Origin of the sequence: Levilactobacillus sp. FUA 3915 (genome assembly GCF_044053135.1) — a bacterium.
GTDB lineage: Bacteria > Bacillota > Bacilli > Lactobacillales > Lactobacillaceae > Levilactobacillus > Levilactobacillus lanxiensis.
Genome location: NZ_CP168704.1, coordinates 2852535 through 2870343, shown reverse-complemented (window position 1 = coordinate 2870343; position 17809 = coordinate 2852535). Strand labels below are relative to the sequence as shown.

The 17809-nt window shown below is 45.8% G+C and carries 15 protein-coding genes and 1 CRISPR repeat array; of the genes, 9 read left to right on the top strand and 6 right to left on the bottom strand.

The window, feature by feature from the left end; all coding sequences use genetic code 11:
- The first annotated feature begins 171 nt into the window (after positions 1-171).
- The gene (locus tag ACEPST_RS13305; protein WP_204120804.1) at positions 172-426 is read left to right on the top strand and encodes an AbrB family transcriptional regulator; all 255 of its coding nucleotides are present in this window, start codon (positions 172-174) and stop codon (positions 424-426) included.
- A gap of 621 nt (positions 427-1047) precedes the next feature.
- Here the strand turns inward: ACEPST_RS13305 and ACEPST_RS13300 are convergent.
- Positions 1048-2130, bottom strand: coding sequence for an acyltransferase family protein (locus ACEPST_RS13300; protein ID WP_204120803.1), 1083 nt, complete (start codon positions 2128-2130; stop codon positions 1048-1050).
- Positions 2131-2617: 487 nt separating this feature from the next.
- Between ACEPST_RS13300 and ACEPST_RS13295 the strand changes: the two genes are divergently transcribed.
- Positions 2618-3220, top strand: coding sequence for a DJ-1/PfpI family protein (locus ACEPST_RS13295; RefSeq protein ID WP_204120802.1), 603 nt, complete (start codon positions 2618-2620; stop codon positions 3218-3220).
- Positions 3221-3335: 115 nt separating this feature from the next.
- The gene (locus tag ACEPST_RS13290; protein ID WP_204120801.1) at positions 3336-3818 is read left to right on the top strand and encodes a hypothetical protein; all 483 of its coding nucleotides are present in this window, start codon (positions 3336-3338) and stop codon (positions 3816-3818) included.
- 56 nt (positions 3819-3874) lie between these two features.
- Here the strand turns inward: ACEPST_RS13290 and ACEPST_RS13285 are convergent, their stop codons facing one another.
- From ACEPST_RS13285 to ACEPST_RS13265, 5 genes are all read right to left on the bottom strand, one after another.
- A complete protein-coding gene (locus tag ACEPST_RS13285; protein ID WP_204120800.1) occupies positions 3875-4414 on the bottom strand; it encodes a hypothetical protein in 540 nt (179 codons plus the stop codon).
- Positions 4415-4580: 166 nt separating this feature from the next.
- A complete protein-coding gene (locus tag ACEPST_RS13280; protein ID WP_204120799.1) occupies positions 4581-4745 on the bottom strand; it encodes a hypothetical protein in 165 nt (54 codons plus the stop codon).
- A 319-nt stretch (positions 4746-5064) separates the two neighbouring features.
- Entirely contained in the window at positions 5065-5418 is a 354-nt protein-coding gene (locus ACEPST_RS13275; protein WP_204120798.1) for a YrdB family protein, read from the bottom strand.
- An 82-nt stretch (positions 5419-5500) separates the two neighbouring features.
- Positions 5501-5842, bottom strand: a complete 342-nt coding sequence (locus ACEPST_RS13270; protein ID WP_204120797.1) for an MFS transporter — start codon at positions 5840-5842, stop codon at positions 5501-5503.
- A gap of 1 nt (position 5843) precedes the next feature.
- Complete coding sequence (locus ACEPST_RS13265; RefSeq protein ID WP_204120796.1) at positions 5844-6548, bottom strand: MFS transporter; 705 nt, start codon at positions 6546-6548, stop codon at positions 5844-5846.
- Between the two features lie 463 nt (positions 6549-7011).
- Here ACEPST_RS13265 and ACEPST_RS13260 point away from each other — a divergent pair, with 463 nt between their 5' ends.
- The 6 genes from ACEPST_RS13260 to cas5e all read left to right on the top strand — a co-directional run bounded on the left by ACEPST_RS13260 (position 7012) and on the right by cas5e (position 17809).
- Positions 7012-9015, top strand: a complete 2004-nt coding sequence (locus ACEPST_RS13260) for a KUP/HAK/KT family potassium transporter (RefSeq protein ID WP_204120795.1) — start codon at positions 7012-7014, stop codon at positions 9013-9015.
- Between the two features lie 197 nt (positions 9016-9212).
- Positions 9213-10460: a CRISPR direct-repeat array (repeat unit 28 nt; unit sequence GTATTCCCCACGGATGTGGGGGTGATCC).
- Between the two features lie 403 nt (positions 10461-10863).
- Complete coding sequence (cas3, locus tag ACEPST_RS13255; RefSeq protein WP_395390438.1) at positions 10864-13665, top strand: CRISPR-associated helicase Cas3'; 2802 nt, start codon at positions 10864-10866, stop codon at positions 13663-13665.
- The gene (locus ACEPST_RS13250; RefSeq protein WP_204120793.1) at positions 13658-15409 is read left to right on the top strand and encodes a type I-E CRISPR-associated protein Cse1/CasA; all 1752 of its coding nucleotides are present in this window, start codon (positions 13658-13660) and stop codon (positions 15407-15409) included. Before cas3 ends, ACEPST_RS13250 begins: the two co-directional genes overlap by 8 nt.
- Positions 15410-15419: 10 nt before the next feature.
- Positions 15420-16016 carry a type I-E CRISPR-associated protein Cse2/CasB gene (gene casB, locus ACEPST_RS13245; RefSeq protein ID WP_204120792.1) on the top strand — a complete coding sequence of 199 codons (597 nt, stop codon included), beginning with the start codon at positions 15420-15422 and terminating at the stop codon, positions 16014-16016.
- Complete coding sequence (cas7e, locus tag ACEPST_RS13240) at positions 16009-17118, top strand: type I-E CRISPR-associated protein Cas7/Cse4/CasC (protein ID WP_204120791.1); 1110 nt, start codon at positions 16009-16011, stop codon at positions 17116-17118. The genes casB and cas7e overlap by 8 nt, the downstream gene beginning before the upstream one ends.
- Positions 17099-17809: a type I-E CRISPR-associated protein Cas5/CasD gene (gene cas5e, locus ACEPST_RS13235; protein ID WP_204120790.1), complete on the top strand. Its 711-nt coding sequence runs from the start codon at positions 17099-17101 to the stop codon at positions 17807-17809. Before cas7e ends, cas5e begins: the two co-directional genes overlap by 20 nt.

Genomic DNA, 17809 nt, shown 5'->3' with positions numbered 1-17809 from the left:
ATTCAGAGAAAGTCAATCACTTCGGTGGTTGGCTTTTTTTGTTTTGTCGTTTGGATTCGTCTAACCGAGTGCTGTATGGGGGTTGGTGAAGTGGGGACAGAATTAGATGTAGCTTTATGTGCGGGCGAGACGATATAATGGATACACATAAGCGAGAAGAAGGTCATTTTGATGGTTGATCCAGAGAAACTAAATGGACCAGTAAAGTTATTTGAAAGCGGAGACTCATATGCTTTTCAACTTTCTAAAAGCGATTGCGCGTTTTTAGGCGTAGATGGTGAGACTGTTTTTGAAAAAATCATCTCCTCGGATGGCAAGGAAGTTACTTTTAGAAAGGTCGAGCAAGTTAGAACGACTGTCTTGGAAACGGCTAACGGGTTGTTTGATGAACATAAAGGCCTGATGAAGAGGCTAGAAGATCTATGATTTTTCTATCCTAAGGAAGACTAAATAAGTTGATTTTAATTTGGGCATCCAGTATCTGTAAGGCCGAGATATTTGGTTGAAGGCCCCAGCAAGTGGTGTGATAGAGGAGAGATTGAGATGCGGAAAAGCGTGCTGAGATACTTGTTATCCTTGATCTATGGGGCAGTTCCAATGATGATTCTGCTTAATTGGCATACGCAAAATGGTTGGCGGGTTTCGATAACCCCCTATACAGCCTGGGTATTTCTTAGCTGGTTATTATGCTACCCCTGGTTAAGAGGTAAATTAGGATACTTGTTTCTGAAGTCTGATAAAAATAGAAGAATGGCATCAAATGGTGTTACCTCGTATCCATGGCAATACGCAATAGGAAGCACGCGAAGTCTTGGCGAAATTTTTAGTCTTATCTACATATTTTTGGAACATCTATTGGTAAGCTTCTTACTAATCCTGTTCGGCCCGCTGGTCACGTGCACGCTACTTCTGATTGCCTTGTTAAAAAAGATCATGACTAGCTGAATGAGATTTGTCCATGCGGAGTTTAGGCGTTTTAATCTCCACGAAGAAATACAAAATGGCATGACTCCGAAAGACTATCGGAATCATGCCATTTTTTTAAATTTAAGGTCTGACTTGTTGCGGCGTGCTAATCTTACGGCGACCAAACGTCCGTGACCAGACGGCAGCGTAAGCCTTATCGAACAGCCAGCCTAGCAGTAGGGTGGCCACCAAGACCGCGATGAAGTAAAGTACGGGTTGATTAGCCAGTCCCGTTTGTTTCAAGAGCATCATGGGGATGCGCTGCAGGATATAAATGGCGAACATGCCGGGACCCCCAATATAGGCGAGAACCGGGTTATGAATCTTAAAGCGCATGGCCAACCAGACAAAGCAAAAGGCAAACATGATTCCCGCAATTTGATAGCTAACGAGGCGAATCGGACCAGATGTTTTGGCGCAGACCAGATAACTGGCGGCAAATATCAGGAACGCGCCCAGTCCCACGGCTAGATAGCGGAACCAATTTCGACAAACCACTTGTTCAATCGCCGGCTTGTAGTGGGCGTAGAGCATTCCCGCGACGTAGCAGAAGACGGTGCTGGCGTAATATTCTGGCAGGAGCCAACCGGCAACGAACATGTAGACACCGCTGCCGATGATGATAAACGCGATGGCCCGGCGATTGTTGGTTGGAAAGAGTTCCCATGCCAGGTAGGTCAACAGGTAGAGAAATAAAATAATGAAGATATACCACGCGCTGTTCCCAATCGTGGCCAGCCCCAGGTAACTTAGCAGGACGTGGGGGAGGGTCACGACGTTCTTGGTCAACAGGCTAATGACCAGGTAGATTGTGACGGCAACCGCAAATTTTAGCCATAGGAACAACAGCCGATGTTTGGGGAAAGTTTTTAAATAGTTGCGGCCCCGTTTCTCAAATTGGACATAGATGCCGTAACCGGAGAAAAAGAGAAAAGTCGTCACAATAAGTTGACCCTTGACCAGCATCCAAATCTGGGTGAGCTTAGCCAGGTCGTGCGGCAGGGGGATGTACGTCATGAAGTGACCAAAAACCACTAACAATAGGAACAATCCGTTAATGGTCGTGGTTGTTTGACGGTTCAAGTCGTCCACGTCCGGACCGCTTGGACGATACCGCAGTGACGCTGCGAAACTGATAATGATGAGTAACAAAATTAAATCCATTTGACTGAAAACCTCTCCTCGTAACGTTTGAAAGACTAACGTGCCCTTTTGCCAGAATGACGGGTGGCCCGCTGAGTTGGGCTTAACAACGGTCACGTTATTACCGGTATTTATGTAAACGAAATGCTAAAAATACTAAGACTAAAACTTAATCAATTGGCGATATGACTGGCCAATTTGGTCGGTTTGAGTCTTAAATAACGTATGCTGTTCTTAATTTGGGATAAGTACCATTATAGTTAGAAACGAGCGAGATTACAATCACGCAGGAAAACTGGTGCGACCAGGCGCTTAACTCAAGGTAACCTTCAGGGCGATAAATGTCAGTGTCCCTAAGGAAATGGAACCTGAATACTTAAGTCAAGACGGGTGGCCTGATTTGTAGGTGTTGGCCTATTGACTGAGAAAATTGGCCGTTTCATTCATTTAAATTAAAATATAATGATAAAGCAATGATATAATGATAAGCAAAAAGGAGGGGTTCACCATGAAACAGTGTCTCGTCATGCTCTACCCAGGGCTTTGCAACTTTGAAATTGCAGCGTTAACTGAAATCTTGGCCTTTGAAGATGATTGGCAAGTGACGACGGTCGGGGCCGAGCAGCGCGCTTATCAGGGGGAAGATGGATTAGCTATCTTAGCGCAAAAGGACTTTTCACAGGTGGATCCCTTGGCGGCCGACCTCCTGATTCTCCCCGGTATCGACGACTACCACGAACCGCTGGCGGATCCCCGTAACGCGGCCTTTCTGGCGCAACTGCGGACAGCCACAAAGCGACCCATCATTGCGGCGATGTCGAGCTCGCCAATTCTATTAGCCAAGGCGGGACTCCTGGCAGATACCAAGTTTACCGGGGGCATCTTTGAGGAAACGTACGCCAAAAATCCGTTTATCCCGAAACAAAACCTGGTGCGTCAGCCAGTGGTAGTTGATAACGGCATTATCACGTCGAGCTTCCAATTTTTCCGCGAGTTTGCGATGGCGGCGGCCCGGGCCTGTGGGATTCAGGTGGGCGACCGTTTCTTGGAACCTGCGCGAACGGATCGACCTTATACGGCTGAAGAGTTGACTTATCATTTTGCCGGGTAAGTCAGCTAGAACGCGGCCCTTTGTAAAACAGGTGACCTAACGCGGACTAATATCTAACGACCGGTTATCATCCCGTGGTGTCATCCCGGCATCAAGTTAGAGGGGGGCGTTCACCATGGAAAAACAAATCGGGTGGTACTTGTGGACCCTACTCGAGGGGGTGTTTATCCTGGGCATCTTATTAGCCGGGGCCCTCGAGCATACCCGAACCGGCTGGAAGCTGCCTATCTCGGGATTTACCGCCTGGGTAAGTCTGAGCTGGCTCCTCGGTTACCCGTGGTTGCGCAGAAAATATCGGGACATGTACAGTAAGAATGGCGAGCACTTTGAATCGTACAAACACCGCGCGATGACGATGCATCATCAAGACATGAGTGACAGTCACGTGAATCGGCGGTGGACCACGAACGGGGTGTCGGCGAATCCTTGGGAGTACACCGAGAGCGAGACGCAGAGTACCGACGAAATTCTGAACCCGATTCTCGTCTTTGCCGAACATTTGTGGGCGACGTTTCTATTGATCTTGTTTGGCCCCGTGCTGGTGGCGTGGTCGCTGCTGGTTTGGGCGGTCCGCTGGGTGAAGGCACAAGGTAATTGAGTAGACAAAACCGGACGCGATGGGGTTAAACCCGGGCGTCCGGTTTTTAGATGCGATTAATACAGGTTGCTAGACTTTACGTGAATAACCTTTTGCGTGTGCGTTTTGTGATGGCTGTAAACCAAGGCAGATTCCTGGTTGCCGGCCGTTGGGATGTAGGCCAGAAGAACCTTTTGCTTCTTGCCGTTGAATTTCAGCGAGGTGACCTTGTAGTCGGGACTGACCGTGTCGTTGTGGGCCAGGAACGATGTCCAGCCGTGGTTGCCACTCATCATGGTAAAGGCCTTACCGCCCGTGGCCTTGATCTTAAAGGTGGGTGACTGGGTGAAGCCCTTTTTCAAATAGGGAAAGTTCCAATTGGCGCTTTTCTTGCTGTGATCCACGGAGAACTGGTACGTCTTCGCGGTTAGTTTGATGTGTTGATACTTTTTAGCCTTGGCATTGTAGGCATACCAATTACCCTGCAATGCCGTTGGAACGGTATATCGTGGTGCGTAGGCAGCGGATGCCGAGGTCGTGCCAGTTACGGTTAATCCACCGAGGGTCAGGGTCACCAGTGTCGCGGTCAATAGGGCTTGCTTCGTTAGCTTATGCATAGATACTAATTCTCCTTTTAGTTGGTTGGTGGTTCTTCTAGAGTGTATCCCTCGATGGCTACTTTAGCAATTGCGTGTGTCAGGTTATTAACGGGCAACTACAGCTAACTGGCTGGTCGAATTAAAAAGGCACGTTGACAGATTCGAGTCAGCGTACCTTCAATGATTAAGTTAATAAGACGATGAAGAGAATGCTAAAAGCAACTTGTAAAACTAGGATGGAATAGGTCTCCGGTTCCTGGTAGAGTCGATTGAAAATCATGCCCAGGATGGTTAAAACACTCGATAGCACAAAGATGACGGCTAACCCACTGCCAAGTAGAACCATCACGTGCTGGGGCGCCCTCATTATCAACGCCACTGCTACAATTAGAAAAGCATAAAAATCCACAAAACCAATACGAAACAGGCCCTTGAGACTTGGCCGTAAAAGATAACTCATTTTCCCCGCTTCTTTCCCCTGAATAGAGTTGCACCAGCCGCTAACCCTAACGTTCCACGCCAGGGTTGAGACAATCAACTAGTGTTAGAATTTGATGAGAATTCGTCTCTAGCTAAAAGTATACAACAACGGTTTAACATTTCAAGTGCCTAATATTTTCATTTGCATAATTTTTTCACCCTTGTATTTTTGATAAACATTTTCCATTTTATAAACTACTGCCATATATTCCATCTCCAATGTGTGCCATTATTGCATTCAAAGCAACTATAACGCCATATACAGTCCCTACACGAAGTGATATTTTAGTTATTATCATATAACTACAGAGGCCAAAAATGATAATCTCAATCGTTACTCTCAAAAGTAGGCCCACTCTGTTTGGTGATAAAGGAGCCATACAAATAGACCAAATCACATAAATTACAATTGGTACTAAAATCCCCATAAGTAAATTAAGTGGTAACTTATATTTTGTAAAACCTACAAAAGCTAATGCTATTAGAGTTATCATTTCTAGTAAAAATCTTAACAGCGCATTAATTTGAAAAAGAATATGCATTTGGCTCAACTCCTTTAAAAAATTCAAGATTTGTTTTCTACCATTCTCGCCTTAACATTTCAAGGGGGTGTGGACGAAAAGGCTATGAAAGCTCAGGCACGGTGACCCTGGCGAACCCCAGCAGGGCGAGTAGCGTGGAAATGGCACCCACGAGAAACACACCGCTTACACCGATCACGGCAGAAATCAGGCCACCCAGCATCATGCCAACGGGGAGGGCCAGGTTAGATGCCGCTAGCATGGCACCGTTGACGCGGCCTAGGATACCAGCGGGAGTGGTCGACTGAATCAGCGTGAAAACGGCCACGTTGATGGTCCCGGCTCCCAGGCCAATGAATAGTCGCATGACAAAGGTCATGGTGACGGTTGGCAGCGCCACCATCCCCATGACGGCCAAGCTGACTAGCGTGAGGGAAAGAATCATTTTACGCTTGAGTGGAATCTTCAGAGCACAGGTTGATGACCAAGGCCAGCGTACAGATGGCACGGAGCATAGCGGTTCGGTTGATATATTTGAGACCGGCATTCCAATGGTCTTGTGGGTCGCTAGCGGCAGGCGTGGCGAGAACCTCGTGGTGTCGATGGTGAACGACGGAGACGCAGAGAAACGAGATGCCAAACGTGGCGGCGTTGACCCACATGAAATCGGCCAGGGAGGCCCACGCAATCAGCGTGCTACCGACTAGCATGCCAATCATTTGGGCAACCATGGTGCACCCCTGGTTTAGGCCGTTTGCCTTGGCCAACGACTCACGAGCCACCAGTTGGGGAATCAGGGTGTCTTCGGCCGGATTAAAGAAGGTCCCGACAAAACGGGTGGCAAAAAGAATCAAAATGAAGGGTAGTAGCGTGATGGTGCGCTGTCCGTAGATGGCACCGGCAACCACCATGATTAGCATTTGGCAGGCGTCGACACCGCGCATGAGTTGCGTTTTCACGTGCCGGTCGGCGATAAAACCGGTAATCAGATTCATCAAAACTAATAAGTTGAATGCGCCAGAAATAACGCCGACTAACAAGGAGCTCTTGGTCAAATCGTATAGGTACCAAGCAATCGCAATATCAAATAGGTTATTCCCAAAACTAGAGACCGTTTCACCGGCCAACAGGATGTAAAAGAGTCGGGTCATGGCGTTACCTCCCTCAAATGTAATTGTGTTTCATTATAATGGTCGTTGTAGAGGGTGTGGGAACAGGGGACTTGGTAAGTTCAGTGGGGGGATGATTCGCTGGAAATATCAGAAGCCCCAAAATAATCCTTGACGATTGGACGATTCACGTGTATAGTTAATTATTAGAGTTTAAGAGATGCTAATAACGTGATTCAGAGAGATTGGTTAGCAAGCCGGAGTTTCTTAGATTTTAAAATAGTCCGCTCGTTCGCAAGGAACGAGGGGCTATTTTTTTGCGCTTTTTTAGCGTTGCGGAACGCCGAGGGGGCTGATTTTGGGCCATCACCGAGCGACAACAGTTTCCCCTAAAGCAAGCTTACCCCTTAATTCGGTTAGTGAGTAACGTAATTGCCCCTGAATCTTTGGGGTTTGTCAGCGGAATCGCTATCATGGGTATCAGAATTCAAGGGAGGTCTGAGCCATGAAAACCACGACGCGCACGCTATCGGGACTGGGGATGTTGATCACCCTGGGCATCGTCTACGGGGACATTGGCACTTCGCCGCTCTACGTCATGAACGCGATTATTGATGCGGCAGGCCGGCGGGGGATGACGGCCGCAACGCCAATCATGTTGGGGAGCGTCTCACTGATTTTTTGGACGCTGATGTTGATTACCACGATTAAATATATTCTGCTGGCGATGCGGGCGGACAACCGCGATGAAGGCGGTATTTTTGCTTTGTACGCGCTGGTGCGGACACAGGCCAAGTGGCTGATTGTTCCCGCACTGATTGGCGGGGCGGCCATTTTAGCGGATGGCACGTTGACGCCCGCGGTGACCGTGACCTCGGCGATTGAGGGACTCAAGGGCCAGGTTATCGGGCCGGTGCATTTCAGCGCCAATCAGGGCTGGGTCCTGCTGGTGGTGACCGGTATCTTGCTGGGGCTCTTTTTGATTCAGCGCTTCGGCACACAGATGATTGGTTGGTCGTTTGGCCCGTTAATGTTGATCTGGTTTAGCTTTATTGGGGTGATTGGCCTGCAAAATTTGCTGGCGGTACCGGGGATGTTGCGGGCGTTGTCACCAGTTTATGCTGTGCGCTTTCTCTTTAGTCCGGTCAATCGTCAGGGCATTTTCATTTTAGGCAGTATTTTCCTGGCGACGACCGGGGCGGAGGCGCTGTACTCGGACATGGGGCAGGTCGGCAAGCGTAATATTTACGGCACTTGGCCGTTCGTGTACGCCATGCTGATGCTGAGCTATCTGGGTCAGGGTGCGTGGGTGATTCGCCACGGGGCGGCCTTGGCAACGGCTCATCCGGTGAATCCCTTTTACGCGATGGTCCCGGCGCACTGGCAGTGGTTTGCGATTGTCATTGCCACGGTTGCAGCCATCATTGCGTCGCAGGCGTTGATCACGGGGTCCTACACGTTGGTGCACGAGGCCATTGGGCTGAAATTGTTGCCGCGGCTGCGGATTAAATTTCCAGGGAACGTGAAGAGCCAACTGTACGTCGGTGCCGTCAACTGGCTGCTGTGTGCCGTGACGCTGAGCATCGTGTGGTTTTTTCAAACGTCCAGCCACATGGAGGCGGCGTACGGCCTGGCCATTACGCTGACGATGCTGATGACAACGTTGTTGCTGCACGCCTTTCTGCTGCAGCGGGGGCACCGCGTCCTGGCGCAGGTGTACGTGGTGGCGTTTGGCCTATTGGAAAGTTTGTTTCTGGTGGCCAGTCTGGCAAAATTTGTGCACGGCGGGTACGTGACGGTGCTGCTTACGCTGGCAATTTTGACCGTGATGATCTTTTGGCACGCGGGTAATCTGCGGCGGGATGCCCATTTGGCAGAGGCGGAAAACGTGTCGCTGATGGACTTTGTGCCGCAACTAGACGCGTTGAGCCAGGACGACCAGGTGCCGCCGTTTGCGACCAATTTGGTGTACATCGGGCACGTGGGGCCGGATTACGCGGTCAAACGGGCAACGGTCTACTCCATTTTGGACCAGCAGCCGAAGCGTGCCAAGGTTTACTGGTTCGTGACGGTGAACGAGACGGATACGCCGTATGAGTGCGCGTACACGGTGGAGCAGCTGGGGTCGCGTAGTGTGATGGACGTGCAGCTGTACCTGGGATTCAAGAAGCCGCAGCGGTTAAACGTCTACTTGCGCCAAATCGTGAATGACTTGTTAAAGGAAGGCTTGCTGGACGACCAAACGCCACGGTATTCCAGTATTCCGGGCCGCCGCGTGGGTAATTTTAAATTTGTCATGCTGAACCAACAGTTCCAGGACCTGGGTGCACAGGAGGACCTGCCAACGCTCGACCGGCTGCTGATTGGCGGGCGCTTGCTGCTGCAGCGGATTTCATTGTCGCCCCAGCGCTGGTACGGCCTGGCCTTCAGCGACGTGGTCGAGGAGCGGGTGCCATTGTTCATTGGCCATCAGCCCGACCGGACTTTGCGGCGGAATCGGGTGGAGTAGTGATTGGTTGAAAGTGGAGCCACTTTAGACGTGAAAAATCTGAAGTGGCTTTTTTATTATTGTGTTAATTGCGGATTTTGGAGATGCCCATTTTGTAATTGTTAACGCTGCCTTGTAGGGGTATGCTAGAGAAGCAAGTTAAAGGAAAATGGTACTTTTGGAAAAATAGGATCCCGGTGTGGCGGCGTTTGTTTAGTGTATTCCCCACGGATGTGGGGGTGATCCCGTGCTACACGAGCTTACACGGCCATTTTAGGAGTATTCCCCACGGATGTGGGGGTGATCCTAGTGCAGCTAACGCAGCACCTGAGTTTCCTTGGTATTCCCCACGGATGTGGGGGTGATCCTAACATCAATTGCATCAGTAGTCGCAGCGATAAGTATTCCCCACGGATGTGGGGGTGATCCCTTTCGGGAAAAGTGTCCCCATATCCATATCATGTATTCCCCACGGATGTGGGGGTGATCCTAACTTTTAATTTGGCGCGGACCGCTGATGAGCGTATTCCCCACGGATGTGGGGGTGATCCATGGCCCGACAAAAGAAGAGTTTATCGCGGGGAGTATTCCCCACGGATGTGGGGGTGATCCTAATATCACGAAAACCCTTGACTTTCATTTCACGTATTCCCCACGGATGTGGGGGTGATCCTTAAGATTGCGCGGAGACGTGGGAAAATCTGGAGTATTCCCCACGGATGTGGGGGTGATCCCAACCGTCGCACCGATCGCCAAACTCTCGCTGCGTATTCCCCACGGATGTGGGGGTGATCCCTTTCTCCAAGCGCTTCAGCATGTGTAGGCTTTGTATTCCCCACGGATGTGGGGGTGATCCCTACCGGGCCATGGCGAAAGCTGAGGTTTACATGTATTCCCCACGGATGTGGGGGTGATCCCTACCGGGCCATGGCGAAAGCTGAGGTTTACATGTATTCCCCACGGATGTGGGGGTGATCCCGAGCTAGCGAAGACCGTCAACCTACTTAAAATGTATTCCCCACGGATGTGGGGGTGATCCTCCAGGGGTAAGCAACTGAAGTCTCAATTAAAGGTATTCCCCACGGATGTGGGGGTGATCCCGTTACTGGGGTCACAGGGGCACAGGTGATTACGTATTCCCCACGGATGTGGGGGTGATCCTCAGCAGCGTTCCAAGCTGTTTCACGACATCAAGTATTCCCCACGGATGTGGGGGTGATCCTCTGGCTGTGAGTAACGGGTTCTTCCAGTGGGTGTATTCCCCACGGATGTGGGGGTGATCCCTAATGTGAACAGTGGGAGTGTCTTGCTTCCAAGTATTCCCCACGGATGTGGGGGTGATCCTGTGTACGCATTGAGTGAATCTGGGGGACGTGAGTATTCCCCACGGATGTGGGGGTGATCCTAAGCGAGTTGCAGCTGGAAAAGGACAAGTTTTGTATTCCCCACGGATGTAGGGATGATTCTCAAGCGTAATTGCTTTTTGGACTAGGCACATTTATTCACAATAGGGTAAGAGTCAGAGAAACTGGGGAAGTTTTTTATAAGGCGTCGAATTAGCCTGGTGATGGATAGAGTATGAAAACTAGGCATAGAAATGATTGAATTATGCTTGAGATAGGAGGTCACCTTTGAGGGAAATCGGAGGCGACTTTTTATTATCAAAGTAATTGCGAATTTTCAAGATAGTGTTTTAGCAATTGTTAACAGGCTAACGCTGAGGTATGCTAAAAGGGAAAAGAAAGAACATTATTGTACAGGGAGTTTAGTTTTTTTAAATTTGTGATAGAATCCAGTGATTATCAAGCTCTCGAAGAATAATTCTCAAGTCAGAGCATGTAGCTATTCAACGCAAAGGAGTGTCGGCGTATGAAAATTTCTAGACAAGCTTCAGCCTTATGGGCGAAAAAACGTTCGGAGGATGGACAGGAATATTGGTTACCTTTGATTGCCCATCTTCTTGATACAAAAAACGTGATAAACTGGCTTTTCAATAATTGGTTAAGTTCAGGTCAAAAGCAAGTGCTGGAGGGAACATTATCTGAAACTGATACGCAAAAACTAGTTAAGCTGGTAGGATTTATCCACGATATTGGAAAAGCAACACCTGCATTCCAGTCAAAATCATCGTATGACCATGATGTTCAGCTGGATGATTATTTAAAAGATCGTTTAGCCAGAGCTGGCTTCACTAATTTTAGAAATTTGCGTTTGCTGTCACCTAGTAAGTCACCACATGCCTTGGCCGGAGAGGCGATTGTAACGGCGAAGGTGTTTGGTGTGCCAGCATCTGTTGGCGCCATTATTGGTGGCCATCATGGAAAACCAGTGGCCACAGCACGTGCCCCTAGACGTCAGATTGAAACTTATGAGGCTAATTACTATCAAAAAGAGGGTGATTCTGAGATACAGGCCCCATGGAAAAAGGTTCAGAGAGAACTATTCAATTACGCCTTAGAAGAAGCTGGGTATCAAGATGCTGAAGAAATCCCTAGTATCAGAGAACCACAAGCAATTCTTTTAGAAGGACTATTGATTATGGCGGATTGGCTAGCATCTGGAGAATATTTAGACAAGGCACATCAAGAACCACTTTTTCCATTGATAAAGATTGATCAGACATGGGAAAATATGAAAAGGTATGAAAATTCCCGGTTTACAGATGCTATGCTTGAGTGGTTGAAATTTGACGAGTGGACACCACAACAAGATGTTCTAAGAGGCGGACTTAAGAATGATGTTGTACTTGATCCGTATAAAAAGCGTTGGAAGTTTGATGCTCGACCAGTCCAAAGGAAGATGACCGAAGCTATTAATGCGACACTAGACCCGGGAATGGTGATTGTTGAGGCCCCAATGGGGATTGGAAAAACTGAAATTGCACTAATAGCTGTTGAGCAATTGGCAAGGAAAACTGGTAGAGATGGCCTTTTTATTGGTTTACCTACACAAGCAACAACTAATGCAATGTTTAGTCGTGTAGAAGAATGGTTAGATCTTCAGGCAGAGTGGCAAGGTGCCGAGTTTGATACTGGCTTGCTCCATGGTAAAAATCAATTTAATCAGAAATACATGCAGCTTCCTCAGGCGGTTAGTATTTATGGGGATGAAAAGCAGAATAGCTCAGTTGTTGTGAACGATTGGTTCTCCGGGAAAAAGGCAATATTGACAAAGTTCGCTGTTGGAACAATTGACCACTTGCTTTTAATGGGCTTAAAGAAAAAGCACTTAGCCCTAACGCATTTGGGTCTCAGCGGAAAAGTTGTTGTTATTGATGAAGCTCATGCTTATGATGCCTATATGAATTCGTATTTATATAAAGCGATGAATTGGTTGGGTGCTTACCATGTACCTGTCGTAATTCTTTCAGCAACTCTTCCTAAAGAGAAGCGAAGTAAATTATTAGAAGCTTATTTAGCAGGGAAGTACGGAGAAAACTATAAGAAGAAATTAAAAGCGCCAGATGGATGGGATGAGACTCAGGCATACCCTTTGCAAAGTATTTTGGATGGAAATGAAATAAAGCAGGTCAAATCATTTTCAGGGAAAAGTGATCAGAAAGCAGTCAGTGTAAGCGTAAACCGACTCAATATTTCAGATGAAGAACTTATTTTGCATATTTTGAATCAGATTAGTAATGGTGGAATTGCTGGAGTTATTGTTAATACAGTTAAGCGGGCACAGTTACTAGCAAAATTGGTACCAGATAATATTCAACTAATGGTACTGCACTCGGCATTCTTGGCAACTGACCGGATGAAGCAAGAAACTGAATTACAGGACAGAATTGGAAAACACGGCGACCGTCCAGATAAAATGATTGTGATTGGAACTCAGGTCTTGGAGCAGTCACTGGACATTGACTTTGATGTTCTTTATACAGACATTGCGCCGATTGATTTAATTCTTCAAAGGATTGGACGACTACACCGTCATCATCTTAAACGACCAGAATCTTTGAAAATACCACAAGTATTTGTAATGGGAATTCAGGAATTTGGCGTATACGGAGGCGGCAATGAGACAATCTATGGTAAATACTTACTTATGAAAACTGATCACTTTTTAAAAGACGTTGTGGTATTGCCAACAGATATTTCGCCACTAGTCCAGCAAGTCTATGATTCGAAAACTGATAATCAAGTGGAAAATATTAGTGCGGTTAGAGACGAATTTGATTGCGAGCTTAAGTGTAAAGAAAGTCGAGCTAATACATTTCAGATTGGTGAGCCTGATTTTGAGGAGGGAAAGACTATTCATGGTTGGCTGGACCGTGACCAACCTGATGCTGATCGAAGTTACCAAGCTGCAAGTGCAGCCGTACGTGATATTCAAGAAACTTTAGAGGTTATTTTAGTACAGTACACAAATGAAGGCATTTTTCTTCTAGACGGGCGTCGTTTAGAGGAGACCTCGTCAAAAGAAATTGCAAAGCAAATTATTAGACTCCCCACGGCTATAACACTAACACCTAAAAAGATTGAGAACGCAATTACGAAATTAGAAGATTGGACTAGTCGTTATTTTGCGGGATGGCAAAGTGATGTATGGTTAAAGGGGGCATTAGCTCTTCCACTGAAACAAGACTTATCACAGGAGTTTGAGGGTTGGTTACTTTCCTATTCTTCAAAATTAGGGCTAGAATATGTTGAGGAGGATGATTATGAATAAGCGTACATTTAATTTAACAACTGAGCCTTGGATCAAAGTGATTGAAGTAGATACGAATCAAGAAAAAACAGTTTCATTAATTGATGTATTTCAAAATGCCAATAATTATCGTCAACTAGCGGGTGATATGCATAGTCAGGATCTAGCGATTTTACGACTTTTGCTAGCAATTTTGACAACTGTTTATTCCCGTTATGATGCTGGTGGAGATACCTATACATGGCTGAAAGAGAATACTGGTTCACCGAAGATATGGGAGATTAATCAGGATACTTTCAGTAAATCTAAGTATAGAAGAGATTTGTTTAGTACTTGGAAGCACCTTTATCAGTCAGGACAGTTTTCTGGAGCAGTTATAAGTTATTTGGCAGTGAACGCAGATTGCTTTGACTTTTTTGGTGAGAAGCCGTTCTATCAGGTGACGGGGGAAGATTATGATTATTTTGTGGAAAAAAAGAAGAAAATTGCAACCTCCAGTGGGCAGGTTGGCGTTAAGCAAATTAACCGGCGGATTTCTGAGAGCGGCCATACGAAAGCACTTTTTTCTCCAAAATTAGGGGGTGAACTTAAAAATGAAGTTTCGTTAGGCGAGTTGGTGCGGTGGATAATCACTTATCAAAATTTTACAGGAGTTACTGATAAAAGTAAGGTTCAAATGTCTAAAAAATTTTCCAATCCAGGAGGATGGATCTATAACATTAATCCTGTGTTTGCAAAAGGAGAAACTCTTTTTGAAACACTTATGCTAAACCTGATTTTAGTAGATCCTCGTGATAATGCTAAATACACTTTGCAAAAGCCCGTTTGGGAGTACAAGTCTGTGCGGGATTATATTGAGCAAAGAAAATTGCAAATTTTGCCAGACAATTTGGCAGAGTTGTATACGGTTTGGTCTAGGATGCTTCATATTCAATGGTCTGAAGAAGATACGCCAACAATTTTTAGTGCCGGAATTCCAATGTTTCAGAACGATAATGCTTTTATAGAGCCTATGACGACTTGGAGCTGGAGTAAAAAAGATAAAGTTTATAAGCCAGCCGTAAGGCGATTGGATACCCTTGATGTAATGATGTGGCGTAACTTTGGAAAGTATGTCAATGTCAATTCGGAAAGTGATAATCAAGAGCCGGGTATCGTTAGATGGTTGAACTGGCTTAAAGATGAAGAAATTATTCCTGATGAAAAGCCACTTATTTTAAATTCGGTGGCATTAGTATATGATCAGGGGAAAAGTTCGTCACAATTGCCGGCTATTGAAGTGGTAGATAATATGCAAATGCAAGCTGATGTTTTATTTGATTCAGAAGTTGCGGAGCGTTGGCCAATTCGAATTGAAGATGTCATTGATTTGACAAAGAAAGTAGGGGTTGCCTACTACATGTTCGCACGAGATATTGGAATCGTAAGAAATGTAAATGATATTAGCAGTTTTTCTGAAGAACTGAGCGCACGGTTTTATGGTCAACTAAATGAGCCCTTCAGAGAGTGGTTGGAAGGATTAAAGGGGAAAGATAATCGTACCAATCGAGAAGAAAAAATTTTCTTGTGGGAAAAAAGTCTTAGAAAAATTACGCTTGGTGCAATTGATGAGGTTATGCAAGAGAGTTCTCCTAAAGATATTATAGGAACTCATGTTACTCCCAAGGGGAAAAAATCGCGTGAGCCCAAGCTCCTAAATATTTTTATTGCTAGAAATCGGTTAATGGGGAAGTTACGAAAGATTTTTGAGGAACCGAAAGGATGATGGGATTTCTATGATGTATGACGTCAAGGAAGAGACCAGACAGATTATTGGTGAAGTATATCGAGATGGTAATCCAAATAGTGGTGTATTATCAAGTTTAAAAAATACGAGTACACTCAATGAATTGCGAAATCAAGATGCACTGCAGACTATCATACGTAATTTAGCGAAAAACCAGCTAAGTCAAGATGGCAAGCCTACTATAGCAGAAGTATCGGTTTATGCGGCGCTTCATTTTTATGCTATTTGCCAGCAGGGGCAAGATCAACTAGCATATGCACCCTCAAAAGGAGTTCAGCCAGGAGGTGTGCAGTTGTTTGTTGCACTGGCAAATTTGCAAAGTGAAGAAAACACGCTTGATGGCCGGGTAAATGCATTGCTTTTGGCAAATAACGTTGCCAACATTATTAATGAATTGACACATCTAATCAGGAGGTTGAAATCGAGTGGAAGTGCTCAAAAAATTGACTTCCCACAAGTAGCCCAGGATTTATGTGATTTCCAACAAGGTTATAAGCAAGCTGGGTGGGTACGCTTACGCTGGGGTGAAATGTATTTTTATAATCACTCAGACTCGCAAAAAGAAGGAGAAATGACTAATGACTAAATCTAACTTATACATCGATATCAATGTTTTACAGACTGTACCTTCTTCAAATATTAACAGAGATGATACTGGGTCACCCAAGACAGCTCTTTATGGAGGTGTTATGCGGTCTCGGGTTTCCTCACAAAGCTGGAAAAGAGCTATGCGGAATGCGTTTGTTCATGAGGATGGGCTTGAAATTGGGTTCCTGACAAAAAAAGCAAATACATTGTTAGAAAGTGCTATGAAAAATATTGACTCAGTATTGTCATCTGAGGATATTTTATTTCTCTCAGAAAAAATTCTTGAGTTACTTGGCAGTAAACCGAATGATAAAAAAAGTGCCTTACTCTACATTAGTCCGGTTCAAATTGAACATCTAGCTCAGTATGCAATTGACAATAGTGATATCTTACTTAAGGAACTAAAAAAAGCTAATAAGGGTGGTAAAAAAGTTAAGGATGGTATTTCTAGTTCGATTATGAAGGATAACACGCTGGATTTAGCTCTGTTTGGGCGTATGTTTGCCAGTGCTCCGGAGTTGAATATTAATGCAGCAGCTCAAGTGGCACATGCAATTTCAACGCATGAGGTGGTTCCAGAATTTGATTACTTTACCGCACTAGATGATTTAAAGAAAGATAATGAATCTGGAGCTGCCATGATTGGAACAAATAATTTCAATTCGGCTACTTTGTATCGATACGCCAATTTGAATGTGAATGAGCTAGTTGCGAACCTTGATAGCGAAACTGCTCTTCAAGTTACCCGGGCATTTATCAAAGAATTTGTGCTATCAATGCCAACAGGTAAGGAAAATTCATATGCTAATAAGACGCTACCTAGTTATGTCATGGTTACGCTTCGGGATGATACGCCGGTAAATTTGGTCTCTGCATTTGAAAATCCAGTAACACCTGCGAATGGGTATATGCAAAAATCAATTTCAAGACTTGAAGCGGAGTATTCGAAGCTTGCCGGACTTGTCGACCAGCCAATTGGTAATTGGGTTTGGGGAAACGATTCTGAGATTGGCGACAACGTGACTACTAAGGATGATCTTTTGACGAAAGTTACAGAAAAGTTATCAGAGGTGGTTCCAAATGAAAACGTTAACGATTAAATTGACTGCTCCATTACAGTCATATGGTGACGAAGCTAGCTTTGATCGGCGGACCACTAGTGATTATCCAACTAAGAGTGCAATGATTGGTATGATAGCTGCTGCTTTGGGGTATCGTCGAACTGATGGAAGAATTCGTGGTTTAAATCGTTTGAATTTTGCGGTTAGAATTGATCAGGTAGGTCGTAATTTTACAGACTATCAAATTGTTGAATGGCAACCAGGGGAACGTAGACAAACCTACCGAGATTATATTCAGGATGCGGTCTTTGTTGTCGCTCTGGGTAGCGAAGAGGATAGTTTTGTCGATGACATCAAATTCGCTTTAAAACATCCAAGGTTTCAATTGTTTTTGGGCAGGCGTTCTAATGTCCCTGCTGGCGTTTTAAAATTGCAGGAATTTCCAGAGATGACTCCTGTCGAAGTACTTCAACAGATGCAATGGCAGGCATCAACGTGGTATCAAAGAAAGCAGAAATCCGAAACGTTAAAAATTGTTGCAGATGCCAATTTAACCACCAGTCCGTCCAGCGCCTTGGTTAAAGACCAGGTCGTTTCATTTGACCAGCGTGACCGCCGGCATGGATTCCGGGCTATTTCGAAAATCACGGTACCATTGAGCGAGTTAAAAGCACAGAGCAGCGAGCTAGACACGCAGCATGATGCGATGAGCACTCTCGGGAAGGAGTAA